27 protein-coding genes and 1 tRNA gene are annotated in these 25,408 nt (G+C 56.2%); 9 read left to right on the top strand and 19 right to left on the bottom strand.

Features of this window, described 5'->3' with window-relative positions; genetic code table 11:
* Nucleotides 1–2 precede the first annotated feature (2 nt).
* Both ACWI8T_RS00675 and ACWI8T_RS00670 read left to right on the top strand, forming a co-directional pair.
* Entirely contained in the window at nucleotides 3–857 is an 855-nt protein-coding gene (locus ACWI8T_RS00675) for a TIGR02452 family protein (protein WP_449137561.1), read from the top strand.
* Between the two features lie 364 nt (nucleotides 858–1,221).
* Entirely contained in the window at nucleotides 1,222–2,922 is a 1,701-nt protein-coding gene (locus ACWI8T_RS00670) for an ATP-binding protein (protein ID WP_449137560.1), read from the top strand.
* Nucleotides 2,923–3,107: 185 nt separating this feature from the next.
* Here ACWI8T_RS00670 and ACWI8T_RS00665 read toward each other — a convergent pair whose 3' ends face one another.
* The 11 genes from ACWI8T_RS00665 to ACWI8T_RS00615 all read right to left on the bottom strand — a co-directional run bounded on the left by ACWI8T_RS00665 (nucleotide 3,108) and on the right by ACWI8T_RS00615 (nucleotide 11,008).
* The gene (locus ACWI8T_RS00665; RefSeq protein ID WP_449137559.1) at nucleotides 3,108–4,919 is read right to left on the bottom strand and encodes a GmrSD restriction endonuclease domain-containing protein; all 1,812 of its coding nucleotides are present in this window, start codon (nucleotides 4,917–4,919) and stop codon (nucleotides 3,108–3,110) included.
* Nucleotides 4,920–4,959: 40 nt separating this feature from the next.
* Nucleotides 4,960–5,106: a hypothetical protein gene (locus ACWI8T_RS00660; protein ID WP_449137558.1), complete on the bottom strand. Its 147-nt coding sequence runs from the start codon at nucleotides 5,104–5,106 to the stop codon at nucleotides 4,960–4,962.
* A 115-nt stretch (nucleotides 5,107–5,221) separates the two neighbouring features.
* Nucleotides 5,222–5,725, bottom strand: a complete 504-nt coding sequence (locus ACWI8T_RS00655) for a hypothetical protein (protein WP_418949333.1) — start codon at nucleotides 5,723–5,725, stop codon at nucleotides 5,222–5,224.
* Nucleotides 5,726–5,749: 24 nt separating this feature from the next.
* Nucleotides 5,750–6,409 (bottom strand): hypothetical protein, encoded by a 660-nt coding sequence (locus ACWI8T_RS00650; RefSeq protein WP_418949334.1) that lies wholly within the window; start codon nucleotides 6,407–6,409, stop codon nucleotides 5,750–5,752.
* Nucleotides 6,410–6,419: 10 nt separating this feature from the next.
* The gene (locus ACWI8T_RS00645) at nucleotides 6,420–7,088 is read right to left on the bottom strand and encodes a restriction endonuclease subunit S (protein ID WP_418949335.1); all 669 of its coding nucleotides are present in this window, start codon (nucleotides 7,086–7,088) and stop codon (nucleotides 6,420–6,422) included.
* A gap of 209 nt (nucleotides 7,089–7,297) precedes the next feature.
* Nucleotides 7,298–7,371: transfer RNA gene (locus ACWI8T_RS00640), tRNA-Met, on the bottom strand.
* Nucleotides 7,372–7,833: 462 nt separating this feature from the next.
* A complete protein-coding gene (locus tag ACWI8T_RS00635; protein WP_302853309.1) occupies nucleotides 7,834–8,247 on the bottom strand; it encodes a PaaI family thioesterase in 414 nt (137 codons plus the stop codon).
* A 158-nt stretch (nucleotides 8,248–8,405) separates the two neighbouring features.
* Nucleotides 8,406–9,434, bottom strand: coding sequence for a class I SAM-dependent methyltransferase (locus ACWI8T_RS00630; protein WP_114615375.1), 1,029 nt, complete (start codon nucleotides 9,432–9,434; stop codon nucleotides 8,406–8,408).
* Nucleotides 9,435–9,481: 47 nt separating this feature from the next.
* Nucleotides 9,482–9,718 carry a hypothetical protein gene (locus ACWI8T_RS00625; RefSeq protein ID WP_449137557.1) on the bottom strand — a complete coding sequence of 79 codons (237 nt, stop codon included), beginning with the start codon at nucleotides 9,716–9,718 and terminating at the stop codon, nucleotides 9,482–9,484.
* Nucleotides 9,719–9,770: 52 nt separating this feature from the next.
* A complete protein-coding gene (locus tag ACWI8T_RS00620; protein WP_449137556.1) occupies nucleotides 9,771–10,448 on the bottom strand; it encodes an NUDIX hydrolase in 678 nt (225 codons plus the stop codon).
* 398 nt (nucleotides 10,449–10,846) lie between these two features.
* Nucleotides 10,847–11,008, bottom strand: a complete 162-nt coding sequence (locus ACWI8T_RS00615; protein WP_287538142.1) for a hypothetical protein — start codon at nucleotides 11,006–11,008, stop codon at nucleotides 10,847–10,849.
* A gap of 297 nt (nucleotides 11,009–11,305) precedes the next feature.
* On the opposite strand from ACWI8T_RS00615, the gene ACWI8T_RS00610 reads away from it, so the two are divergent.
* Genes ACWI8T_RS00610 through ACWI8T_RS00600 form a run of 3 tightly spaced genes read left to right on the top strand, consistent with a single transcriptional unit; the run spans nucleotide 11,306 to nucleotide 13,227 of the window.
* The gene (locus ACWI8T_RS00610) at nucleotides 11,306–11,761 is read left to right on the top strand and encodes a CidA/LrgA family protein (protein WP_181861884.1); all 456 of its coding nucleotides are present in this window, start codon (nucleotides 11,306–11,308) and stop codon (nucleotides 11,759–11,761) included.
* A 2-nt stretch (nucleotides 11,762–11,763) separates the two neighbouring features.
* On the top strand, nucleotides 11,764–12,456 hold the full coding sequence (locus ACWI8T_RS00605) for an LrgB family protein (RefSeq protein ID WP_123219523.1): 693 nt from the start codon (nucleotides 11,764–11,766) through the stop codon (nucleotides 12,454–12,456).
* A 9-nt stretch (nucleotides 12,457–12,465) separates the two neighbouring features.
* Nucleotides 12,466–13,227: an HAD family hydrolase gene (locus ACWI8T_RS00600; RefSeq protein ID WP_449137555.1), complete on the top strand. Its 762-nt coding sequence runs from the start codon at nucleotides 12,466–12,468 to the stop codon at nucleotides 13,225–13,227.
* A gap of 133 nt (nucleotides 13,228–13,360) precedes the next feature.
* Here the strand turns inward: ACWI8T_RS00600 and ACWI8T_RS00595 are convergent, their stop codons facing one another.
* Nucleotides 13,361–13,612: a TIGR03905 family TSCPD domain-containing protein gene (locus ACWI8T_RS00595; RefSeq protein WP_114615330.1), complete on the bottom strand. Its 252-nt coding sequence runs from the start codon at nucleotides 13,610–13,612 to the stop codon at nucleotides 13,361–13,363.
* Between the two features lie 114 nt (nucleotides 13,613–13,726).
* Between ACWI8T_RS00595 and ACWI8T_RS00590 the strand changes: the two genes are divergently transcribed.
* Nucleotides 13,727–14,566 carry a hypothetical protein gene (locus tag ACWI8T_RS00590; RefSeq protein ID WP_449137554.1) on the top strand — a complete coding sequence of 280 codons (840 nt, stop codon included), beginning with the start codon at nucleotides 13,727–13,729 and terminating at the stop codon, nucleotides 14,564–14,566.
* 186 nt (nucleotides 14,567–14,752) lie between these two features.
* On the opposite strand, the gene ACWI8T_RS00585 is transcribed toward ACWI8T_RS00590, so the two are convergent.
* The gene (locus ACWI8T_RS00585; protein WP_287538147.1) at nucleotides 14,753–15,355 is read right to left on the bottom strand and encodes a hypothetical protein; all 603 of its coding nucleotides are present in this window, start codon (nucleotides 15,353–15,355) and stop codon (nucleotides 14,753–14,755) included.
* 187 nt (nucleotides 15,356–15,542) lie between these two features.
* Here ACWI8T_RS00585 and ACWI8T_RS00580 point away from each other — a divergent pair, with 187 nt between their 5' ends.
* Entirely contained in the window at nucleotides 15,543–16,364 is an 822-nt protein-coding gene (locus ACWI8T_RS00580) for a zinc ribbon domain-containing protein (protein ID WP_449137553.1), read from the top strand.
* 38 nt (nucleotides 16,365–16,402) lie between these two features.
* On the opposite strand, the gene ACWI8T_RS00575 is transcribed toward ACWI8T_RS00580, so the two are convergent.
* Nucleotides 16,403–17,923, bottom strand: coding sequence for a response regulator transcription factor (locus ACWI8T_RS00575; protein ID WP_449137552.1), 1,521 nt, complete (start codon nucleotides 17,921–17,923; stop codon nucleotides 16,403–16,405).
* 290 nt (nucleotides 17,924–18,213) lie between these two features.
* Between ACWI8T_RS00575 and ACWI8T_RS00570 the strand changes: the two genes are divergently transcribed.
* Complete coding sequence (locus tag ACWI8T_RS00570) at nucleotides 18,214–19,857, top strand: FAD-binding protein (protein WP_449137551.1); 1,644 nt, start codon at nucleotides 18,214–18,216, stop codon at nucleotides 19,855–19,857.
* A gap of 134 nt (nucleotides 19,858–19,991) precedes the next feature.
* Here the strand turns inward: ACWI8T_RS00570 and ACWI8T_RS00565 are convergent, their stop codons facing one another.
* Together ACWI8T_RS00565 and ACWI8T_RS00560 are read right to left on the bottom strand one after the other, a co-directional pair.
* Nucleotides 19,992–20,966 (bottom strand): NINE protein, encoded by a 975-nt coding sequence (locus tag ACWI8T_RS00565; RefSeq protein ID WP_449137550.1) that lies wholly within the window; start codon nucleotides 20,964–20,966, stop codon nucleotides 19,992–19,994.
* Between the two features lie 167 nt (nucleotides 20,967–21,133).
* The gene (locus tag ACWI8T_RS00560; protein WP_449137549.1) at nucleotides 21,134–22,360 is read right to left on the bottom strand and encodes an MFS transporter; all 1,227 of its coding nucleotides are present in this window, start codon (nucleotides 22,358–22,360) and stop codon (nucleotides 21,134–21,136) included.
* A gap of 184 nt (nucleotides 22,361–22,544) precedes the next feature.
* Between ACWI8T_RS00560 and ACWI8T_RS00555 the strand changes: the two genes are divergently transcribed.
* Complete coding sequence (locus ACWI8T_RS00555) at nucleotides 22,545–23,489, top strand: peptidase (protein WP_449137548.1); 945 nt, start codon at nucleotides 22,545–22,547, stop codon at nucleotides 23,487–23,489.
* A gap of 42 nt (nucleotides 23,490–23,531) precedes the next feature.
* Here ACWI8T_RS00555 and ACWI8T_RS00550 read toward each other — a convergent pair whose 3' ends face one another.
* The 3 genes from ACWI8T_RS00550 to ACWI8T_RS00540 form a co-directional block, all read right to left on the bottom strand.
* Nucleotides 23,532–24,134 (bottom strand): HD family phosphohydrolase, encoded by a 603-nt coding sequence (locus ACWI8T_RS00550; protein ID WP_449137547.1) that lies wholly within the window; start codon nucleotides 24,132–24,134, stop codon nucleotides 23,532–23,534.
* Nucleotides 24,135–24,340: 206 nt separating this feature from the next.
* Nucleotides 24,341–24,598, bottom strand: coding sequence for a hypothetical protein (locus ACWI8T_RS00545; RefSeq protein ID WP_449137546.1), 258 nt, complete (start codon nucleotides 24,596–24,598; stop codon nucleotides 24,341–24,343).
* Nucleotides 24,599–24,917: 319 nt separating this feature from the next.
* Nucleotides 24,918–25,408, bottom strand: a 491-nt coding sequence (locus ACWI8T_RS00540) for a putative manganese transporter (RefSeq protein ID WP_449137545.1), incomplete at its 5' end; no start/stop codon positions are given.

Raw genomic sequence — 25,408 nt, 5'->3', positions numbered from 1 at the left:
TCATGCCCACTCGCGACGAACGCCGCGCTGAAGCCGCCAAGCATTTGGCTCTTATGAAAGGAGCATTCGCCAAAGAAACCCAGGCGACCATCGATGCCGCTGTTGTCTACGAAGACGGCGACGCGCTCGCGCTCGAATTGCCCGAGCCCACAGCCGAGGCAACCGAAACCCAGGTGACCACCGATTTCACCACCACCGCGCTTCGCCGCGCACAAGGCAAAACCGCCATCGTCGACCCCGTTTCTTACACGCGCCCCGGCGGTGCCTACGAAGACGGCTCTTTCGGCCCCGAGCAAATTCTGTGTTCCGAAAGCAACCTCTACCCCATTCTGTGCGGTATGAAATCGACCTACCACGACCAAAACCACAGCTACATGTGCGGCATGCTGCTCACGAGCCGCGCGATGTACCTGCCGAACGTCGTTTTCATTCGTGAAGGCGAAATTCGCGAGGCGAACGTCATCGCCGTGCCCGAGCCCAACCGCGAGCGCGCCCTGGAAAACCATCGTTCCGAACGCGAATGCCTCGATTGCCTGGCGGCCCGCATCGAAACCATGCTCAACATCGCGGCTGCCAACGAAATCGAAACGCTCATCGTGAATGCCTACGCATGCGGACGCCAAGGCTTCCAACCCGCCCAGGTTATCGAGCTTTTCCAGAAATGGATCGCAGCTCACCCTGGCGCCATCAAAACCATCGTGTTCGCCGTGCCGCGCGCAAGCTTTGATGCGTTCGACGAGGCGTTCGGCCAACCCGCGCCCGTCGCTGAAGAGGTCGTCGCGCCCGCCGAGGAACAGGAAGACGACGAATTCGACTTCCGCGCAATCGATTTGCCCGAAGGCATCACCATTCGCTAAAAGCGATGCCGATGGGGCCGCCGACACCATCGGCAGTGTGCTGGGACTGTAAAGCCCGCCACCATTCCGACACGACTATCTCCTTCACTAAAGTGGTTTAGCTTGTCACTAAAAACCTCAATCAAATTTTTAGTGAGGACCCTCAGTATTGGAGATAGTCCCTCTTGAGAGCACAGCCAAGGCCCCGCACTGAATACGCAAAAGCGATTCGAGCTCTGAACGCTAACTGTCAAAAAACCACATCCTCGCATACCAGTTAAAAATTCTATTTATCACTAAAAATATTGAGTGATATGAAGATTCTTTTAGTGAGGTGCTAGAATATTTTATTGAAACAGAGAGCGCCAGTCAGGCAAGGAGCACAATGAGTCCGGAAGAGCTGACGGAGGTCGTCGAAAGGCTGCGCATCCAGCACAACGATGACGAAAACATCGAGGCAAAGAAGTGCGAAACAAAACTGAGCAACGACGTGTGGGAAAGCGTGAGCGCTTTTGGCAACACCTCGGGCGGTCTCATTCTCCTTGGTCTGGACCAAGAGAACGGCTTCACTATTCCCCCGAAATTTGACATAGATAAGTCAATCGAGCAGTTTGTCTCCGGCATGCAACCGAGAGACGGCAAGCTGACCAATCCGCCCCAATACAACCTCTCGAGAGTTGATTTCGAGGGAAGACAGGTCCTCGCCATCCGAGTAGCCGAGGTAGACCTCGCGCAAAAGCCCTGCTTCATCACGAGTCGCGGAGTGGAAAACGGTAGCTACAAGCGTGTTGCCGACAAGGACATGAAGCTCTCGGCGACAGAGATATTCGCTTTGCAGAACGCACTGGTGCCATCACCTGCGGACAAGGAAATCGTCCTGGAGGCATCCGTCGACGACCTCAACAAAGAAACAATCAGAAAAATCATCGAAAACGAGAAGATAAATCATCCCAAAGCGCTGCGTGGAGCCAAGACCCTGCAAGTCCAGATGGCTCGGCTGAACATAACCGATCAAAACGGCAAGATCAGACTTGGCGGCCTCCTTGCTGCGGGCAACTACCCGCAGCAGTTCTTCCCCAAGCTGGCCGTCGACGTCATGGTCCATCCCGACATCGAGAAGTCAACCCCGACGGGGCCCCGGTACCTAGACAGAACGGTATGCGAAGGAGAGCTTGGAGAGATCATAGAGGACGCCGTTGCGGCAACCGCAAAGAACCTCAGGCGAATATCCGTCATAGAGGGAGCTGGCAGAAAAGACGAGCTGGAGATTCCCGAAGAGGTCTTGCGTGAGGCTATCGCAAACGCAGTCATCCACCGAGAATACGGACCCCGCCATGAGGGCCAGTCCGTCACAGTCGACATCTATCCAGACAGGGTAGAAATCACGAACCCCGGAGGTCTCTGGGGCGGCAAGACTCTCGACAACATAGCAGACGGAACCTCGCTTTGCAGGAATGCGGCGCTCATGCGCTTGATGTCCGCAGTCGAGCTGCCTGGAGGGACTGGCAGGCCCGCCGAAGGCGGCGGAGGCGGCGTACCCTTCATGATCAGGGCAATGCAGTCGAAGACGCTCACTGCACCAGATTTCAAGGCAAATATCGACAGCTTCAAGGTAAGGCTCGGCAGGAGCGGAACGGAGATAGCAGTGAACCGCGAATGGATCAGTCGCGTAACCAAGCGGAAGCTATCGCAACACGAGCAGTCCCTGCTTCTCACCATGAAAAAATTGGGCACGTCAACGCTTCAGGAACTCCATAGAACCCTGATGATCGACTCTGACGAGATCCGCGAGACTGCCTCCCGATTCGAGAGGGAAGGCATAGTCTCCCATGTATATGCAGACACTTACAAGATGCTCGCTGACGATACCGGCCAGCACCCAACGCCGGAAGTGGAAGACGTCCTGCTCTCTATACTGCAAACCGACAAGGCTTTAAGTATCCAAGAACTCGCAGAGATGATCGGGAAGACCGTTCCCAGCACCCGCTATCACGTCAAGAAGCTTGTGGAAGCCGGGTTCGCAGTGCCAACCGCATCGTCAACAAGTCGAAGCAGGAAGTACCTGAGGAAGCAGGCTTCTCTGTAATCGCTTAGCCGTCGGTCAGTAGCACACGCACCATGGCGGCGCGCTTGATCTGTAACGTAACGGTCACATAAAGGAGGTCGCGGTGGAGAAACCCCGCCCACCAGTCTGAACAGCTTCCCATTCCTTGGACACGAGAAATAGGAAGCTGTTCAGACGGCGTGACAGCCTCTGCCATTCAATCGAAACTACAGGCTCTCGTAGTAGCCACGTATTTTTCTAGCCATAAGGATACGGCGCTGAGCAAGGAAGCCCTCGTAATCGGCCGCACCCATATCGAATATTCCTTCCGGAATACAATTCGCTTTGAGATTGGCAATAAGATCCGCCTCGGTGGCGATGTCGCCGAAATACTTGTCTTCTGCCGCAATGGCTTCGCGTGCCTTAGTAAAGTACTCGCCGGGACGCATTTCGCCAATCGCTATGTTGATGCGCTTTTCGAGGTAGGTGTAGTTTGCGATTTGATTATAGAGGCGTTGCGGCGCGTCGATCGTTTTTCTCAAATACGCCTTTGGGAAGATGTGGTGGATATCACCAACGTTGCCGATGACGCCGGCCACCTTAAACCCGTTGGTAAACAGGGTGTTGTCAGCTGATCGAACCTGCGAGGCCACGTAGACCATCCATGCGCCGGTACGCACCGAGGTCGTAACGAGACTCTGCGGCAAGGCGACTTCCCAGAAATTGTCGGAAAGCTGCGATGCGACGACCTCGTTGTAGAACGGGATGAATCCCTGCTCGGATATACGACGCATGTCGCGATCCATGATAGATTCCGACGAGCCCGAATAACGCCCCGTAAGGATGGACATCACGTACCAACGCTGCACCCAGCGCTTAACGTCGGTCGAAGGCACAGAGTCATCTTCTCGCAGGGTAAGGTACAAGTTGTAAGCAAAATTAACCGCCCCTTTGGATCCGATTATCGACGAAGACACGAATCCCGCAGAGCGAAGAGCGGCGGTAAAGTCCTGGAAATTGCTTTTACGCATGAACTTAATCACGCCGTCGTGCAGTTTGGCGAAGGAGGCGTCCGCTATCTCGCCCTTGAAATCACGAGCCTCAAAATCACGGCCAGAAAGAAGAGATACCAGGTCGGCGAGTTTGCCCCGGCCGAACATGTGCATGAACGCGACGCGCAGGACGTCATTGTAGTCGGGGTCGTAAATGTCATCTTTGTCGTCTTTGAGCCATTCGCACTTGTCTGCGTACTCAGATCTCATGAACTCAGCGTCGTTCTGGCTAATGGTGGTCCAGAATTCAGGTTTGGCGGCCAAATGGCAATAATAGTCGATGGCCTTACGCAGCATGTTGCCACCGTGCGCCTCATCGGCGGCAATTTTAGACATCGCGAAGTCGGCTTGAGATAAAACGGCGCCCTTAGAATTGATGCGGATGAAGATGTCCGTAACCTCGTCGATGCTGCATTCAGCAGCCACGACGATGCAGCCGAGTTGACGCGTTGCTATCGCCTTAAGATCGGTAATCCTCGAGTTCGCGACCTTGGGATCGCAGCCGGGATTCGCCTCGATGTATCCGTTGACGAATGTCCAGGAGTCGAAATCGGGGGCGAAGAATTCGGCGATGTCCGATATCCAGCGCGGATCTTTATCGATCACCGGCGTAAGTACGGCAAAGGGAGTATCCTCGCCTTCGTAAAGAGGGTTGAAGGCTATCTTTACGCGCTTCGACTCGTAATCTTCGTTAAGCACGGCTTTACCCGCGAGCGCGGCGGTGAGCGCAGTCACACGCTGCTGACCGTCGATAAGCACCGTCTTGCCCTCTGCGACGCCGCCGCCTTTGATTTTCACATCAGGGTTCTTCCAGGTGATCAGATAGCCTGTCGGATATCCATAGTAAAGAGAGTCAATCAAGTCGCGAACTTTGGTGCTGTCCCATACGAAGGGTCGTTGGATTTCAGGAATCGCGATGTCACCGGATTCTATAAGTCCGAGAATGCTTTGCACCGAGTAAGTAGTGACGCTGTAGCAATCTTTCATATGCAATCCTAGAAACTTGAGCTAAACGAACGAAGCCATTTTACTTCCTATATACGGTTTTCACAGAGATGGATCCCGTAACTCCCCCTACGAGAAGCGCGTGGATGCCAAGCACGACGTGCTGCAGATTTACACCCATGTCCATCAGAACGTCAGCCGAAGCCACGATGAAATTGGAACGCTTCACGCCCCCCACGAAGACCGGCGCAACTACCCTCATTGCAAGTTCTGGATGGCAGATCCAATCCCAACAACGAGGAAGGCACCTGCTGAGCCAAGCCTTGGGAAACTGGCTATTTAGCTTAGTTACGCTTTTTCTGGTTATTGCGGTTGGCAGTCGTTTTTTTCTGGCCCAGATTCACACGGATTGCATCCGCACATACCTCAGTCAAGGGGTCGCCTATCGCCTTCTTGTAGTCAAATCCCAGAAGCTGCATAGCTTTTAGCGTATCGACAGACAGGAGGGATTTGAACCGCTCGAAGTTCGAGAAATCACTATCGGGCGAGAAGGATTTCAGGATGTCTAGCGCATGCCCAACCGTGTTTTGCAGGTGTTCAATATCCTCGTCTGTTATCTCGTACCTGTTCAACTCTGATTCGTATGCCTGAGCAATAGCGATCGCTTGAGCGCGCTCAGCGACTAATTCATTTATTAGTTCTTCGTACGAGTTGCAAAGTTCCTCGTGGGTTTTCTTCTGCCTAATAGCCTGAAATCTATTGCTAACTTGAGTAGCCGTTCCTTTTGCGGCGAGGACGGCGAGTTGAGAACCCGCTGTCGCAATTGCCGTAATAGCTGCATCTTCCATCTATGTCACCTGCTCCTAGATGAACTATTCAGTAGGTTCTTGCCCAGCATAGAATTTATCTTCTGGGCAAGAAATTTCGTCATCAACTAGTTCTATAAACGTTTCATTGGCTGCGTCAAACAAAGCTTCCGGCCATTTGTCGCCACTTTTGTATTCGACTTTCCAAAGTGAGTAGTTGCCAACGCCGCAGCACACAGCTTCCCATCCATGTTCTTCGATCCGTATATCGCACGGAGCTTCAATCTTGGCAACAGGACGGTTGTCTTTCTCTTCGCGTTTAGTAAATGATTCCATTCGAGAAAGCAGCTGATTGTAATCGACTAATTCGCTATAGACGCCAGCATTACAGTTCGACGAAATAATGTAGTCACAGTCCCTTGTTTTGAAAGTCACCCTACTAAGAGGGACATCAGAGCTCATCGTTTCGCTAAGCGCTTTGAAAGTCCTCGACAACACGTACTTGAAAAGGTCGTACAAAAGACCCGGAACAATAACGTTAGACACAAACACAACCAGGCTTTGACTTAAGCCAACCCCTGCAGCAATCGACTGTTGCCCCCGCACCATTACCGCGAAGGGCTCAGTTTTAAGCTTTTGCCTTAATGCGGATTCTTGCTCCGTGCGAAATTCACTACCAGTAAGCTCGATAGAAACAAGATCAATAACTTGCGGAATATTGTTCACAGTCTCACTCCTAGATTGCCACACTTGAAACGCCTATCTCGCCCGACATGAGCTTAGGCAAAAGCGTATCACGCAATTTGGCCAACCGTTTCGATTCCTTTTGATTTGCGACAATCAGCTCAACTGCCGGCTGCGCAACGGCGTTGAGCTTTTCAAGTTCTGCATCGCTGGGAAGCACAAGACGAATTGCCTTCACGTGATCGCGTGGCAATTCCGTTTGGCCCGTGCTTCCGGTGTGAAGAGATTCAATATAACGCTCGTGTTTAAACGCCCAGAATCCCATGTAAAGAGCACGCCTCGAGTCGGCTGCGCGAACGATGGTGACGTGGGAGTCGACAACGAGCCTTGAAGGATCAAACCAAACTTGAGCGGTCCTTCCAAGAAAACCGACGCCCGTCGAGTTAATCAGCAAGTCGTACTTCCTAAGCCACTTCTCGATAATCTTTCTCGGGGCATGCAGGCGGCCATTCTCGAGTAGAACTAGATTGTTTCGAATACAGGCTTGGCCAAGAATTAGCTCATCGGGCTCGTCGTTGCACTTGGGCGTTATGCCCCGGCATACCATCTCGGATATCTCGCCAATGGTCGTCCAATGCCAGCCTTCTGGCAAATCCGCTTCTTCATCTCGTTCGTATTCACGGTATAGCCGTTTTGCGCAAGACTTAAGATACTCTGCCAAATAGCCATTTACCATAGTGATGGTGCGTTCTGTTGCAAATTCAGGGGCATCCCTACATACCTGCCACAGCTGCAACTGCTGTCACGCAAGCATGTGTTGGAACCATGAAAGTTTGGTACTTCTTGGGGTTTGGGACCACTTTGGGACCACTTGGGGGTCCAGACAAAGAAAAAGGCTACAAGCTTGAGCCTGTGAACTGGTGTTATTGATTGCGGGGGCAGGATTTGAACCTACGCCTCCGGGTTATGAGCCCGACGAGTTGACCAGGCTGTTCCACCCCGCAACATGTTAGGTGCCTTAAAAAGGAATGCATACAGCCTCAGCAATTAATGCAAAGCCGAATTTCCAAGAATGCTCGCCAATCGCTAGCTCTTCATAATCAGGGTAAAGCGCTCGTTCGCTCGTCAATCGTAATAAGAATTTCGGCATCCAAACGCGGGGCGGTCCCTATTCTTCGGAGCCGTCCCATTCAACACCACTCGCCCTTCGCTAGCTACGACGACGCTAACAACCTGCGCACGAAAGCACGCGAACCAACGCAAAAACGCCGGATGCGTCATACGCATCCGGCGTTTTTGGTTCCCCGGCGCAAACGTCGCACCCAACGAACGGTTGGGGACGGCTGCGCCGAAGATTGACCGCTCGAAAATCGGGCTTGCAAGACGTAACCAGACGCCCCAATCGAAGAAGCTCCGCCCAAACGTCGCCCACACGAAACCAGCCACTGCCCAGTGACCTCGCGCGCTTATTCAATCGGCCCCATGAGGAACATATTGTGCGTCGACTGGAATAGCAGTTTGCCCGTCGCCGCCTCGCGCGTGGTCACGCGAATCACGGCGGTCGAGCGGCCCTTATGCAAAGGCTCGGTCGTCACGTCGACCTTGCAGCACGGCACCGCCTTGAAGAAATTGATGCTCGCGGAATTGCACACGTTGTTCACGCCAAACGAATACGTCGCGAACCCGCAGCCGATTTCTCCAATGAAATAGCCCGTGCCGCCATGGATACCGCCGCGATAATTGCCCAAGCTTTTGGGAATGTCCATCGTGAAATGCACATACCCAGGCTCGCTTACCTCGACAATCTCAATATTCTCTCGGAACTCAGGCGCTTCAGGAACGTTGCACCACATCTTCTCGATTAGCTTCTCGTCAACCATTCCGATTCCCCTTCCGCATGCAAAAAAATATTGTTCGCACCAACAACGTCAGCTGCCTTCATCGGCGTCATTTTCGTGCAACCGTCACATTGCATCAATAAACAACTTCCGTTATCTGTGGAAAGAAGTCGAGCACAGGCCAGTCCGCCTTCTTCCGCCTAGGCCTTGCGCACCAAATAGCAGCAATGGATTTTGGCATTGCGCTCGAAATCGTGCGGAATGGTCTGCGGCGTAATATCCTCAATTGCCACGCCCGCCTCGGCAAGCGCTTCAACATCAGGCTTGAAATTGCGCAGGTTGCAGCTGAACACCGCTACGCCGTCGCGCTCGAGCAAGCGCACCACATTCGTCAGCAGCTTCACGTGATCGCGCTGCACACTCCAAGTGTTTTTGCCCATGGCCTTCGAATTCGAAAACGTAGGCGGGTCCACGAAAATCAAATCGAAGCGGCGCCACCCGCGCGCCTCACGTTCAATCCACTGCAACACATCGGCGCGCACGAATCCGTGCTCGGGGCCATCGCAGCCGTTCAATTCCATATTGCGATGTGCCCACGACAAATAGGTCTGCGATAAATCGACCGTAAGCGTCGATTTTGCGCCGCCCACCGCCGCATGAACCGTGCAGGTACCCGTGTACGAGAACAGATTCAAAAACGACTTGCCTTCGGCCATACTTCCAACCATTTCGCGCGTCACGCGGTGATCGAGGAAAATGCCCGTATCCAAATATGAACCCAGGTCGCACTCGAACACGTTGCCCGATTCCTGCGTATAGAGCACATGCCCCTCTTTTTGCTGGTCGGTATATTGCCCGCCGCCTTTTTCGCGACGGCGTGTCTTCAAGAACACGCGCTCGCGAGGAATGCCGAGCGTTGCCGAAGCAATTTCCACCGCATCGTCCAGACGGGCGGCAGCTTTGGCTGCATCAATCGATTTCGGCGCTTGGTACTCAGCTATGACCAGGCAGCTCTCGCCTTCACTCTTCCATACGCCGTCATATCGGTCGATAGCCACAGCGAAATCCGGCAGGTCGGCATCGTAAACGCGATAGCACGAAATGTCGTTGTCGCGCGCCCACTTGCGGCGGTCTTTCGCCACTTTGCGAAGACGCGCCGCGAACTGATCAGCGCCCTTGTCGCGACACAGCACCTCGACTTTGCGCCCGCCGTCGATGTTGCCCACCATGAGGGGATACTGCGCAGGCAACGGTTCGAAAGCGGGCTCCGTGGCCGTCAGCTCAACATCGCCGCGAGCGCCGCGGGACGCGCCATTGCCACGGGACCCCCAATCGTTATGGGGTCGGCCATTGCCACGAAATCCCCGTTCACCGCGGAACCCCCCATTGCCACGGGACGCGCCATTGCCACGCGAAGCACCGCGACCACTTGGCCCGCTTTTGCGCGAATCTCGCCCCCGGAAATCGCCTCGTGCGCTCGAGCGACGCGCTTCTTGGCCACCCTGGCCATCACGCGCACCACGTTTATCGTGCGATGAGTTTTGAAACTGCTCGTTTTGCGCCACTTACGCACCCGCCTTCACGCCAAATTCGAACGGCGGCTGAACCACCATCTCAAGCACCAGCTGGCAACGAATGGAAAGCGGATCGCGATTCTCGCGCAGAAACGCCGGCACCTCAGCGCGCGGAAGAAGGAATGACTCGATAAATTCGGTCGACTCGCTGCGCGGATCGGCCACACGTTCTACCTCGGCAAATACCATGGCGATGCTCTCGTCGCCCATGCCAAGCGACGAAAAACCAGGCTGCACGCATGCACGCGCGCTCACCGGCTGACCGCACTCGTCGCGTACCAAATCGAAGCCGGTTTCTTCGCGCAGCTCGCGGGCCGCGCATTCCACGATGTCCTCGCCAGGCTCGCGCAAACCAGCGGGAAACGCCACGCACATGCGATTCATGGGGAAACGGAATTCGCGAATGAGCAGGAATTCATCGTTCGCCGTATGGCCCACAATGCACACCGCATCAACCTGGGGCGCAACGGTTCCCAGCGTCTCGATTTCGCTGCGATATTCCTCAAGGCCCTTGCGCGAAACCACGTCATATTTCAGCTCGCGCCCATTCGGCAAGCGATACGTCAGAATATATTTCTTAATCCAGCCATCGCTCACCTGCTCGATGCCGAGCAATTCGGGCAATCCGGCCGCTTCATCGAAGCTTGCCGTGCACACGTCTTCTTCCATAATCGCTCCTTCGAATGCCACTTGGTCGGCAGCGTTTACTGCAGCGTTTTTTTAATCTGCACCATTGTATAGCGACGACGCACGCAAAACAGAAGAGGACGGCAACGCCGCCGCGAAAACGGCTATCGCGCCCCATGGCAAGCATCGCGAACGACGACAAACGTCGGCGAACATCGGCGAACACCGGCGAGCGTCGACAAGCGCCGACCGAACGGCCCCATTGCGAATGGTGACGCTTTTGACCACGAAGAACGATTTGGTGGTCAAATCGGCCGCCATTCGCAAAAGCAGCTTCCGGTCAGCAGGGGACAGGCCAGCCGCAGTCCCGCCAACCCGTCGGCTCTGTCGACCTGGTCAGTCTGATCCGACAAATTCATTAGCCCGGGTCGAACAGCTCGTCAGCTCAAATCAACCAGTTCCTGACGTACGCGCTGCGCACGCTGACGGCCATTGGCGCTCAGACCGCACACGCAATCAAATTCATAGGCAAGCAAACGAAGCGCCGCGAAGCACACGGCAAGCGTTACCACGAGCGCCACAAGCAAAATCGCGAGCTCCATGACAGACCCCTTTCCGCGCACCCAAGAAAAACCCCGCACCACTCGTCCGCAACAAAGGGTTCGCGACCCTTTCCGCGAGTGCAGGAAAAGCCCGATTTACTGAAATCATCATGCCGAATGAACGTAAAAACAAAGCAAAGCGCAGGTCAAAAGTAAAATTCGAAACCCTCTGCCCAAATAGGAAATCGTGAAGATGCTGCCAAAGTGCCATGGACGTTTTTTCACATTTCCAGGAGCAGCTCCATGCGGGTGTACGATGACGACCCCTTTTACCGAAAGCCTGGAGATGACCCACCCATGCGAGAACGCATCAAATTCCACAGCAAGCGACTTACGCTTTTCTTCATTCAGCTGGCCTTCCTTGCCGGCGTTTGCTACATCGGCGAAGCGGTTTCGGTCCATTTGCCCGTCGAGGTTCCTGCGAACATCTGCAGCATGGGTATTCTGCTCTCGCTGCTTATCTCAGGCATGATCGACGAGAGCAAAATCGAACTCGTTTCGAGCTTCCTGCTGAAATACATGCCCGTGTTCTTCATTCCCGCGGGCGTCACGATTCTGCGATGCCTCCCCATGATCGGCGACCGCATCGGCTGGTTCGCACTCGTATGCATCATCACCACCGTGCTCGTGTTCCTCTCCACGGCGCTCACGGTTATTCTTGTTGGACGCTTGCAGAAATACATCGCGGGCAAACGTGCCGGCAAAGATGTCCATCTGCGTGGCGTGTTCACAACCGAGACCGAAGGAGAATAGCCATGGATTTCGCATCAATTCTTGAAGCAGGCGGAAGCCTGGCGCTGAGCATTGGCGTGTTCGCGTTCGCCGTGTGGCTTAACCGCAAAACGAATTCCCCGCTCCTCAACCCCCTGCTCGTCACGGTGGCCATCATCATGATCGGCCTTACCGTATTCAACATCCCCCTCGATTCGTACGAAAAGGGAGCAACGCTCATTTCGTCCATGCTCGGCCCCGCCACTGCTGTGTTGGCGTTCTCCATTTACCAGCAACGCAAAATCCTGCAGAGCAATTTCCTGCCGATTTTCATAGGATGCTTGGTAGGATCCACCGTTTCCATGGTGAGCGCATACGGACTGTGCGAGCTGTTCGGCCTGGGCGACCAAGTGGCGCTTTCCACACTGCCGAAATCGACCACCGCTCCCATCGCGCTTGCCGTGACCGGAGAGCTGGGCGGAACGGCGTCTATCACCATGGCGGCCGTCATGACCACGGGCGTTATGGGCGCCATCTTCTCGCCTATGCTGGCCAATTTGTTCCACATCAAGAACAAAGTGGCCCAGGGCGTGGCCATTGGCACGTGCAGCCACGCGGTAGGCACGGCGAAGGCCCTGGAAATGGGCAAACTCGAAGGAGCCATGAGCGGCGTGGCCATTGCGGTATCGGGCCTGCTCACCTGCTTTATTGTTATTGCGGCTACGTCCATTATGTAAGGAGCGAACTTGGGCAGCATTCCTACCCTTGACTTCATTGGGGCAAACACGCCAGCGGCAGCAGACCAACTTGCGGAAGAAACTGCCATAGAAACAGCGCACGGCATCGTGTGGCCGAGCGCTCCACAGTGCGTCCATGGCGCGATTTTCGATCTGGACGGAACCCTGCTCGATTCCATGCCTTGGTGGGACGACTTGGGCGAGCGTTATCTTCGTTCACTCGGCAAAACGCCCGAACCCAACATTCGCTACCACTTCAAGCGCCTTACCATGGAGGGATCGGCGCATTACATGAAGGAAACTTACGGCCTGGAGCAGTCGATTGAAGAAATATGCACGGGCGTGATGGGCGGCATTGAATTCGCCTACCGAGATTGCATCCAATGCAAGCCAGGCGTCATCGATATGCTTGAGGCGATGCGCGCAGCGGGCGTCGCCATGTGCGTCGCAACCGCCACGCGTCGCGACTGCGCACTTGCAGCCCTCGAAAGGCTCGACATTCTTAAATATTTCTCGGCGCTGTTCACCTGCACCGAAGTGGGCGCAAGCAAAACCGAACCCGACATTTTCGAGTTGGCGCTTTCGCATCTCGGCACCCCACGCGAAACCACGTTTGTGTTCGAAGATTCGCTGCACGCCATCGAAACGGCGCATGCGGCTGCCTTCCCCGTGATGCTCATCGACGAACCGGCCAGCGCGAGCGACGCCGAAGCATGCCAAGCCCTCGCCGACGTGCGCCTGAAAAACTTCACAGCCTTCTCAACGCTCTAATCGCGGAAGTGGCGCACATCGTAACTTGCGACCTGTTAAATGCTCGTAGCGTTTAACAGGCACGGAAAAGGAAGGAGGGGAGCGAGCCCGGTGCCCACTCCCCTCCTTTGATGAAACGACGAATGCGTTCCGGTTAGATTTCGCCCGCTTCGGCAGCCTTCAAGGCCTGTGTCAGCTGATCGGCGCAGCTCGTGGTGCGACGACCGCAGGTATTGCCCTCAAGAACAGAAACGACCCAATCGACAGGCTTGCCCTCGATGAGCTTCGAGATAGCTTTCAGATTGCCGTCGCAGCCGCCGACGAAGCTCACGTTGTGAACGTTGCCGTCGACGATGTCGAAATTGATTTGGCGCGAGCACGTGCCGCGCGTATTGAATGTATGCATGCCATTCCCCCTTGGAACTTCTCGTGATACCCGCACAGCTTACCATGATGAACTCTCATAGGCAGGCTATAATCAATCGCACTGAATACTTGCAGAATTCCTAAGGAGGTGACCATGCCACAACCCGCCCGCGCCCTTGCCGGTGCCGCATGCGCGCTCGTGTTGAGCACCACCATGTTCACCCCCGCGGCCTTCGCCGACGACGCCAAAGGCGATGACGCCACAACTTCCCGCAACGCCATCTCCGCCGCCGCCGATTCTATACGCGGAGAGCTTGGCCCCGCACTTTCAACATACGACCAGGCGAAAAAGACCCTCGAAGCCCTCGAAGCGACCGATATCGCCACTGCCCGCGTTCAGGGCCTGCAAGATATGATGTATGACGGCACCGAAAAGCGCCCCACAGTCACCCTGCGCATTGACTCGGTCAAAGACGGCAAGAAAACCGAGACGTCACTTCGCGAGGGCGTCGATTTCAACGTGCAATTCGATGGCGACCTGGTCAATCCCGGCACCGTGCACGTAACCATCACCGGCGCAGGCGACTATACAGGCATCGTGGAAACGGGTTTCGTGATTCTTCCGGCCGACTTGGCGAACGCAACCATCGACATGATTCCCGACCATGTACGCACAAGCTATCCCATTGAGCCCGACCCCGTCGTGAAGCTCGACGGGTGCACCCTTGTAAAGGGCGTCGATTACGAGGTGTCTTATTCCGAAAACGTGAACGAAGGCACAGCGACGCTCATGGTGAAGGGCATCGGCAATTGCGCTGGCGACACGCACGCGACATTTCAGATTATCGCGAATCCCAAGGAAGGAAAAATCGGTTATCGGGCCGTGTTCCCTTACGTAGCTGCTGCTGCGCTGGCCTGCTTCGCCGCGTTTGTCGTGCTGGCGGGCGCCCTTATCCATAAACGCCGCAAAGCAAAGCGGTTGCAAGCAAAATAAGCTACGAAGGACGCGCGCGCCAAACCGCGTCGCAGATACAAAAGCTCCGCGTCAGCATTAAGCCGCGCCCCAACGCCAAACCTGCATTTCGTCATGCGCTCCATCGAGCTGCATCTCGAACGCAAAAAGCCCGGAACGAATCTTCATCCCGGGCTTTTTAAGCCTTATTCAACGAGAAGGCTGCGTTTATTCGAACAAAACCTGATCGTCTTCGTCGTCTTCCACCGCGAATGCGTTCCATGCCCCCGAATCGGCGAAAGCGAGGAAATCATCCGTAGGAATGTCCATGCGCAGGCCCTCTTCGTCGAACGTGCCATTGAAACGCTCTTCGAATTTCGCCCTCACTGGACCGTTCACGGGGCGCGAGAACCATACCCACGACGCCACCGGACCGCCCGCGTCGTTGAAGTCGGCGCCAAAGCCAGCGTCGACCGGTGTGCCGTCTTTACGCTGAATCATATATTCGTCAATCGCGAAACAGCCATCGAACTGCATGCGCGAAGCAATGCCCTCAATGGAGCTATCGACGGTGTTGCCCTTTTCGAAGAACGTGATCTTCACCGTGCCTTCCGCGGGTTCAACGGCAGCAGCGTCACCCTTGTCCATGAATTGCGCGGCCATCATTTCCGCGAGAGCTTTTTCGGAATCACTCAGCATGCTTCCTCCATTCCAAAACGCCGCCCCATCAGCGACGCATAACGACATGTCCTTAATATAGTCGAAGGTCGCAGCACGTGCACCAAATGTGCCCTTCCAATCGCAAAGCGAGACGAATTCGCCTTTATCCATAGGCTCGCCCTATTTATCACGCGCAAATAGACCCACAACGACAACTGCGACTAAACAGGGGGCTCTCCCTCTTTTCGTCGCTGCGCTTTTCGCGACTTTTCAGCGAGCGAAAGTCGAGCGCACTACAATGGGCTCATTCACGAAAGGACCCATGGGCCTAGAAAATTCATTGCGAAGGAGTTATGCGATGTTTTGCGTTTATTGCGGCACAAAACTCCCCGATGAAGCACGATTCTGCTTCATGTGCGGAAAGAAAGTCGAACCCGCCGACAATGCAGAAAATATCGTTGCCGCCAACAGCGGAAGCATCGAAGAAGGATTCGGCATCGAAATTCAAGAGGCCCCCACAACCAGCTCCAGCGAGAAAAACCCCGCCACACCAGAGCTTGCCATTGAAGACGGCCCCATCGAAGATGCCCACGACGCGTTCGCGGCGACCAACGAAAGCGGCCCAGACGAAACATCAGCGGAAGACCAATCCAGCGAGCAAGCACGCGGCATATCGGAATCCGCCGACGAAAACGATCACGACGAGATTGAAGAAGCTCAGGGCTCGAACTCAGCCGAGCTCGACGCCCCGACCAGCTCCTCCAACGAGACAACAGTAATTCCCCTTGTCACATCGTCCAGCAAGACGACCGTGATTCCCCCTGCCGCGCCGTCGGACAAAACGACGATACTCCCCGGATTCGGCGCCGAAAAAGCGGCCCTCGAACAGGAAAAATCTGACGAAATCGCCGCGCTTGCAGCTCTCTATCCCGATGCCAACCCCGCTCAATTCTGCGACCCCACGCCTTTTGAGGCGAAAAGCCCCGACATTACCGAGTTCATCGCCCCCGCACCCATTAATGGCACCAAGCCCGCCTCTGCGGAATCGGTCCATTACGCCGAAGGCCAAAAAAAGAAGAGCGCTGGCAAACGCGCCCTTCTTATCGCCTTCGTTGCAATCATCGCAGTGCTTGCAGCGGCCGCCGCATTCGGCATGTCATTCGACGTTTTACCCAACTAGCCCTTTGATCTGCGGATATCAAAGCCGCCAATAGGCCATTAGACAACGAGCCTTTGCACTTCATCCTTAGAATGAACGCCAAGCTTCGCATACAAATGGCGAGCGTGCGTTTTCACCGTATTCTGAGACAAGAACAGCTCACGCTCAATTTCAGCGCGCGTCTTGCCCTGAGCAATAAGTGCAAGGAGTTCAGTCTCTCGCTCGGTAAGGCCGAATTGCTCGCGCAGCACCGAGCAGCGCGCAAGCAGCCGTTCGCGTTGCCCAACGGCGCGCTGGCCGCTTTCCAAATCGATGCCCGCAGCGCCCCAGTCAGCGTTCACCGATTCCTCACTGCGCCAAACCAGCACGCTCACGCCAACGAGCAAAAGTCCCACGCCCGCCACAGCTGACAACGCGAACGCATCGGGCACCACACCAAGCGCGCGCAGTCCATCGCGAACAAGAACGCCTACTAAAATAGCCCCCTCGCTGCTTGCGCGCGCGATGGCGAACATGCGCAAGCTGGGAATCTCAAAACGAAACGCCACATTCGCGAGCATCGCGAGCGCAAACACGGTAAACCACACGTACGCGAATTTCGCAAGGAACGAAACCACCGCCCCAAGCCCCGCAAACGCAAGCGGCGTAAAAGCGTATGCCGCAATTGCCGCAATCAGGCACACCTGCGCCAGCTTGCGCAGGTCGAATGATTTTTCTCCATGGAACGCGGCATACATAAGCGCACCGCCCGCCACAGCCGTCGCCCAAATGCGATGAATCGCGCCCATGCCCTCGTCTATATTCGCGAAAAGGCCCGAAATTCCTGATGCGAGCCCCGCAAGAGCCATAATGCCCACGATTCTCCAGGGAATACGAAACTCCACAGCGACGCAAGGCACGGGCCGCTCGGGAGCAACGATGCGAAAACTCGCCCACGCGCACGCAAGTGACAGCATCGGCAAAAGCGCGGTTGCCGCAACTGAGTAATTATGGGTCATGGTAGAAATTAGGCAATATGTAGCCCATGCAGCGACGCATGACCCGCCGCCATACACCACCATCTGCATGGTGCCAAGCTGACAATAGATTTCCGCCCACAGGCAGAACAAATAAGCGCCACCGAGTGCCGAAGCTATGCCCGCGACGAAAACGAGAGTCGCATTCGCATCACCCGGCACAAGTACATAACCGAGCACCGCCGTAAGCGCGGTCGTCGCAGCAACGAGCACGTTGCCCATCGCGCGCTGCGAGCTCAACGGACCCAAGCGCGAAGCGATCAGCGCCATGATCACAAACATGCCAATATCGCCCACGCGCATACCCATAGACGCCGCATTTCGCAGCACGGTAGACTCACCGCAAAAAATAGACGGAATGTGAACGCAGCACAGCCATGCCACAAAAAAGCCCATTCCGAGCAAGCGCAGAGGATGAAGCGCGGTCGATACGGCGGAATCGTCCGATGCATCGACGCTGACGGAATCGAACTTGCCAAGCGTTTGCGCGTCCTGCACGCCTCCCGCTAAACGCACGTTTTCCGCCGAGCGCGCGCCCTGCGACATCGTTTGGTTTTTCGACATGGCCCTCCCAAAAAGCCGCTCGACTGCACGGCACCCACTTCACACGGCATTATACCCAAAATGCAATGCTTCTTTCGCATATGCATTCTTCCAGGTCGCTAAAGGGGTGATGAGGGGTGAGTATGAATTCACCCCTTTGCGCGCACGCTTCACCCGCGACAGAGCAAGGCAGCGGCGCAATGATGAACCCATCGAAGGCGGAGCCAAGCGCACCACGCGCAAACGGCTCGGGCGAAAGGGTCGCCCCGCGTTCGGAAGAACGCGCGCCTTATACCATTGAGGAGGGAACAATGAGCACTAAAGGAATGAGCCGCCGAAACTTCTTGGCGTTGGGTTCGCTGGCCGCCGTCGCTGGGGGCGCCGCCCTTGCAGGCTGTGCCCCAACAAAGTCGGAAGGCAAGGCATCGAAAGACGACGCCAAAGCCGCCGAGATTAAAACCGCCGACGAGACCATGGAATGCGACATTGCCATCGTTGGTGCGGGCGGCGCCGGCATGTGGGCGGCCGTCGAAGCGTGCCGCGCTGGCAAAAAAGCCATCGTGATCGAGAAAGGCCAAGACGTCGGCGTATCCAATGGCTCAATAGCGGGCGGTCCATTCATGGTGGGATCGAAACTCCAGCAGGCAGCCGGCATCGATTTCGGCGTCGAGGAGGCCTTCTGCCACATTATGGAATATGCCCACTGGGCAACCAACGGCGGCGCTATCAAAAAGGCAGTCGAACTCTCCGGCTCCACCGTCGACCAGTTCACCGACGATTTCGGCGTTCCCACCGGCCTTCGCCCCGATAACTACGGCGCCGGCCACAAGTCGGTTCGCTGCAACTTCCAGGCCGACCCGAAAGATTCCAAAACTCAGCAGAAGGGCGTGAATCGCATGGGGCCGCTGCAGCAATGGTGCGAGGCCAACGGCGCCCAGTTCGTGTTCAGCACCACGGGCAAAACGCTGCTCATGGAGGAAGGCGCCTGCGTCGGCGTGCAATGCGAGCAGGACAAGAAGGTCATCGACGTGAAGGCCCCGGCCGTCATCGTATGCACCGGCGGATTCCTTGGCAACGACGAAATGATGCAGAAGCAGCTCGGCACGCACGTGAACCCCTTGGGCAACGTGCTGTCTATCGGCGAGGGCATCGACATGGTTACCGCCGCGGGCGGCCAGCTGTCCACGCAGTGGGGCATTGCCGGCAACGAATTCTCGGGCTCTAACCAAAACGCCGACGGCGTGTGGGGCAAAAACAACGCCGCCTTCTCCATTGGCATTTATGGCACCATGCTGGTGAATAACCAGGGCCGCCGCTTCGCCAACGAAGGCCGCTTCGCCAATTTGCCGTTGGCACTCGGCGGCGCAATTTCGCTGGTCGGTGGCCAATATTACGCCATTGTCGACCAGACTTACGTTGATGGCCTGAATGCAGGAACCGACGCATGGACTCTATGCGGATCTGATGCTGAAAACTGGCGCACCGGCTCTATGACCCTGAAAGGAAAGAGCCTCGAAAAGGTTCAGGAAAATATCGACGCCGCCGTGGCGGCAGGCTGGGCGTTTAAGGCAGACAGCATTGAGGAGCTTGCCAACGCAATCGACGCGCCTGATCTCGTCGAAACCGTGGACGAGTACAACGACTACTGCGCCGACGGCAAAGACGAGCAGTTCTACAAGCCCGCATGCTTCCTGCAATCCGTTGCCACCGCGCCGTTCTATGCCCTTCAGTACGAGCCCAGCGCTTGGGTAACCATCGGCGGCATTCGTACAAACGACCGTATGCAGGCCATCGACAACAAGGGCAAGGCCATCAAGGGCCTCTACGTTGCCGGCGCCGACAACGGCACTCTGATGAGCGCGCCCTATTGCGACTACGAGGGCTTCTCTCTCATGTGCGCTTATAACGGCGGACGCATGGCAGGCATGTACGCTTCCGAGGACATCGACGCGTAAGCCAACTTTACTCGCGGCCGCAGCTGCGAATACATGCGCCCAAAAAAGCACCTCCCAATTGCCCCTCCCAAAAAAGCAGGACGACCCAACGGCCGTCCTGCTTTTTCTTTCGAATACGAAGAGGTGGCGCACCTCTAGAACATCTCGCGCTTGTTGAATACGTAGAGCTGCTCGAATTCCGATTGGCTCTTCGTGAGGTAGATAATGCCCTCGATCACGCCGATGAGCCATACCACGCCCGCCGCAATGCCGATCGTGAGCAGGCTGCCCAAAATAGTCACGCCCAACATAATGAAGCCCGTGGTGTGATAGCCCAGATAGAACTTATGCACGCCGAACACGCCCAGGAAAATCGCGAGCAGGCCTGCAGCCACATGGTCTTTCGTATGCACGAGCGGCTGCTGATAGGGAACTTGATAGGCGCCTTGGCCTGGCGCGTAGTAGCCATTGCTTTGCGAATAGTACGCCGCCTGGCCCGGCTGCTGAGCATAAGGCTGCTGAGCAGCATAACCAGGCTGCGCGTAGGGCTGCTGCGGCTGGCCGGCAGGTTGCTGCGGCGCCGCACCTTGCTGCCCGTAAGGGACGCCATTGAAAACAGGAGGCGCCGGCTTGGGAGGCTGCGACGTAGGCATGAAATCAGCAACGGCCGCCGCGACATAGGCGGGATCGACCGGCTTGCCGTCGTCGTCGACGACCTTCTCAATCGGCGGGGTGTTCGGGAAAGCACTGGGAGCCTCTGGCGCAGCAGCCGGCACGTTGTGGGCAGGGGCGGGAACCGCTTCGACCTCAATGGCCTCCTTGGCGCCCTCAATGGGACCGGATGAGCAAGCGCTTTTTTCCTCAACGACGCCTTCCGCTTCCGCGCCGCCCTCTTCCTCGGTATTGTCTTGCGTTTGAATCGCGGGTTCAGCGACCTCGGCCGATGCGGCGGAAGCCGAAGCAGCCGAAGCAGAAGCATCGTCCTCGGCAGACGCGCCCTCGGCGGCCACCTCCACGCTCGTGGCCGCGGAAAGCTCCTCGAGGCGCTTGTTCATTTCTTCGATTTGACGCTTGAGCGCCTCAATTTCGGCAGCATGCGCAGCTGCCGAATCCTTCGCCTCTTCAGCCATGACCTCTCTCCTTTTTCAAAAACGGCGCATCGCGCACATTCGCGATGCCCGAAATGTGCTGGGGCCATACTATAACGAAAAAGGGCGACGGCCTTAAGCCGCCGCCCACCTGTTAAACGAGCGTTATGTTTTCGTAAGTTGCACGCGTCGCGCGGGCGATGTGGACCCTACTTCTCGGGAACTTTCGTCATAAGAACGAAGCCGACGATGAACAGCACGGCAATGCTGAGCACGCCGATAGAGGAATTACCGGTAATCTGGGTAAACACGCTCACGAGCAGCGTGCCAAGCACCGTTGCGTACTTGCCGAAAATATCGAAGAAGCCGTAGTACTCGTTGGCGTGCTCCTTCGGGATGAGCTTGCCAAACTCGCTGCGCGAAAGGGCCTGGATGCCGCCCTGGAACAAACCGACGCACACAGCGAGAACCCAGAATTCCGTGGCGGAGCGCAGGAAAAACGCCGCGAACAACGTGATGCAGAAGTACGCGAAAATCGCGATAAGCAGCATGCGCTTCGTGCCGACTTTGCCCGCCAGGCGGCCATATGCGATGGCCGAGGGGAACGCCACGAATTGCGTAACCAACAGCGCAAGCACAAGTTGGGTTGAGCCGATGCCCAAATCGGTGCCATAGCTCGTCGACATCGTGATAATGGTATGCACGCCGTCGATGTAGAAGAAGAACGCAAGCATGAACATGAACACGCGCTTGTCGGCGAAAATGCGCTTCGCCGTGGCCCACAGGCCCACGAGCGCGTCGCGGAACAGGTGCTCGGTGCGTTCCTTGTAATGCGTCTGGTGCACGTTCTTCAGCACGGGAATGCTGAAAACAACCCACCACACAGCGGTAATCACAAAGGAAATGCGAATAGCGTCAAGTTGGCCGAGGCCGAAGTTCTCGCCGAACAGCACAAGCACGAGGCAGATGATGAAGGGCACGCACGAACCAATGTAGCCCCACGCATAGCCTTGCGAAGACACCTCATCGTAGCGGTCTTCTGAATCGGTCGCGTCAATAAGGAAGGCGTCGTAGAACACGAGCGACGCGTTGAGCATGATGGTCGCCACCACGTACATCACCAAGAACACCATCGCGTTGCCCGGAACGCCCATGCATGCGAGCAGCACGGCTCCCGTGCCAATGGAGCCCACGAGCAAGCGCTTCTTGTTGCCCTTCAAGTCGGCGATGCTGCCCAAAAACGGCATGAGCAACGCGAGCAAAAGCGACGCCACCGTAGTTGCATAGCCCCAGGCCACCACAACAGAGCTGCCCGGGTCGGCAATCGCCGAAAAGTAAATGGGAATAAGGGTCGACGCCAGCAGCACGAATGCCGAGTTGCCAACATCGTAGACAATCCAGCTCTTCTCGCGCTTCGTCAGTTTCATTGCGGACATGCGTGCTTCCTTTTTTTCGTGGGAGGGACGCCCAAAATAACAACTTGCGTAAAGTTCTGGACGCTGCGGAAAAAACGCTCGAACGATTGTATATCATGGGGCCTACACTGGGGCGCGTGCATTGGCGGCTTAACGTCAATTCGCCGTAAAACGCCCCGCGCCACACTTCCGAAAGGGAGGCATCATGCCTGCAATTCTTACCCACGATTTCTTCGGCCAGGACGTCTATGCTGCGCATTCGCACATCATCGGCAAATCGATCGACGAGAAAGATGCGTTCTTGCTGGGCAACCAAGGCCCCGATCCGCTGTTCTACCTCGTTCTTTCACCGAACATGAAGGAATTCTTCGGACTGGGCAGCGTCATGCACCACGACACCCCCAGCAAGCTCATTGCCGCGCTGAAGGAAAGCCTGCAGGTGCTCGAGGAAGACGAAGCGCCCGTGGGTCGCGCCTATGCGCTGGGCTTTTTGTGCCACTATTCGCTCGACCGAGCCATGCACCCGCTTGTGTATTGCCAGCAATACGCCATTTGCGATGCGGGCGTCGACGGGCTCGACCGCAGCCAGGAAAGCGAAGTCCATGCCGAAATCGAACGCGAATACGACGAGATGGTGCTGTTCAGCAAGCTGGGGCGCACCATTCGCTCCTACCGCCCCTTCGAAGAGACGCTCCATGCGAGCGAGCGCACCCTGCAAACTATTGGGAAAATGTACGCCTTCGTGGCGATGAAGGCGTACCGCGCATTCCCGCCCGTCGACCTGTTCGTTTCTGCCGTGCACGATTTCCGCCGAGCACAGCGCTTGTTCTATTCGCCGAATGGCACTATGCAAAGCGCGCTCAATACCATTGAAACGCGCATTCTGAACAGGCAATTCTCGTTCTATAAATCCATGTCGCACCGCGACAACGCCACGCGCGTGAGCGACTTCGACAATCGCATGCGCCACCCCTGGGAAAACCCGTATACCCACGAAGTGAGCACGCAAAGCTTCTGGGACATTTTCGACGGCACGAAAGCCATCGCCTTCAGCACGATCGAGGCCTTCGATAAAGACGATTTCGACGAAGCCGCAGCGCGCACGCTCACGGGAAGCCTCAATTTCTCGGGCCAACCGGTGGAAGAATAGAACCGCGAAACAGAAAGGCCGCCCCAGGGGCGGCCTTGTTCGTTATTCGGCAGGCTTGAAGGTGTCGCGATCGGGCGCGAAACTCTGCATGGCCTTGATGGTGCGGTCGAACAGCTCGTCCAGCTCCCAACCGAGCATCTCGGCGCCCGAGCGAATCACATCGCGATTCACACCGGCGGCGAAACGCTTGTCCTTGAACTTCTTCTTCAGCGATTTCACCTCGAAGTCCATCACGCTCTTGCTGGGACGCATAATGACCGCCGCGCCAATGAGGCCCGTGAGCTCCTCGGCCGCGAACAGGATTTTCTCCATCTGCAGCTCCGGCTTGGGCAGGTCGGGATTGAAATCGCTCGTGTGGCTCTGAATCGCGCGAACGAGCTCGGGCGATCCTCCAGCAGCTTCGATGAGCGGCGTGGCATACAGCGTGTGCATCTCGGGCTCATCGTCGTGCTCTTCCCAGTCAAGATCGTGCAGAAGGCCAACAATGCCCCAGAATTCTTCATTCTCGGGATCGAATTCACGCGCGAAATACCGCATGGTCGCCTCAACCGTTTCGCCGTGCTCAATATGGAACGCGTCTTTGTTGTGCTCCTGCAGCAAATCGAATGCCGCTTCTCGCGTCATGCCAGCATCGAGTTTCGCCATAGTGTTGCCTCCTTATTCCTGCGCGCCGCACGGGCGACGCAAAACGAATTCGCCCTTGAGCAAAATGGCACCTGCAGCGTTTCTATCGCCCACCAAAGAGCGACCCCTAACGAAACGATGCAGGTGCCATTTTCGCCCCTCGCCCGGGGATGAGGGCAGGCAAATCTTCAATTAAGCCGAATTATAGGCAAAAAGTCCAGGTGGTGCTAGCGTTTGGCGCGATAAAGGTTCGCCATTTGCGCGCCGGAATCGGCATGGCATTCCTCGACTTCGACAAGGCCAAGCTTGCGCAAGCGGAAAATCGCCCTGTCAACGGTTTGCACGCTACAGCCCGCCTGCTTAGCAAGCTCTTTTTTCGAGCAGCGCACGCCATCGGACAGCGTCGTTTCCGCTGAAATGTAGCCTAGAATTCTTTTTTGAGCGGAGCTCAAACGAACTCCTTGGGATTCGGTCTCGCCACGCAACGAAGCCGACCTCCCTTCATAATCTCTTGTTTCTCCCCCTATGCCGCGCCCTGCTCAAGCAGCGGCGGCATAGACTTTCCTAATTGCAAGCAGCGCGCTCATGCGATTCAGTATTCGAAACAATCCCCCGCATTGAAACGATTCTGTTTACATGCTGAAAAGGCGCTGAAGCACTGATGGTGCACAGTGAACAGCCGCGACCCCCCCCCCATGCAATAACGAACGCAGAGAGCACTTATCAATCGAAGAATTATACTAAACGCCCCACGAATGATTGTCTATGATTTTCACCGAAAGACGAAGCTCGGCGATAAATAACTTACAGGACAATTCCGAATGCGCCAACAACAAAGCCGAACGCCGCGCCACACGCAATGAGACCTGCGGCAATAAGGAAATTCTCGCGCATAGGACGGTTCGCGCGGAACAGCACGAGCAAGCCAACGCCGGCGCTCACCAGCAAGCCCGCGAGCATAGCCCCCGAGGAAAGGGCGCCCTCGAGATATAGCTCCGTAATAACGACAGACGCGGCGCAGTTGGGAATAAGGCCCACGATCGCCGACACCACGACCGAAAGGCTCGAATTGGCAGAGATGAACGCAGCGAGCGCATCTTCGCCAACGCCGTCGATAACGACCTCGAGCGCAAGCGAAACCAAGAATATGAACAACGCGACCTGCAGCGTATGCACAAGGGAGCTTTTCGCGATAGCCGCGAAGCCATGCGCATGCCCATGCGTGTGGCCGTGGTCGTGACTGTGGCCATGGGCGTCATCGTGGGCGTGCTCGTGCTCGCGGGCATGATCATGGC

It is taken from the genome of Slackia sp., assembly GCF_977041755.1.
This window is presented reverse-complemented; position numbering and strand designations above follow the sequence as displayed.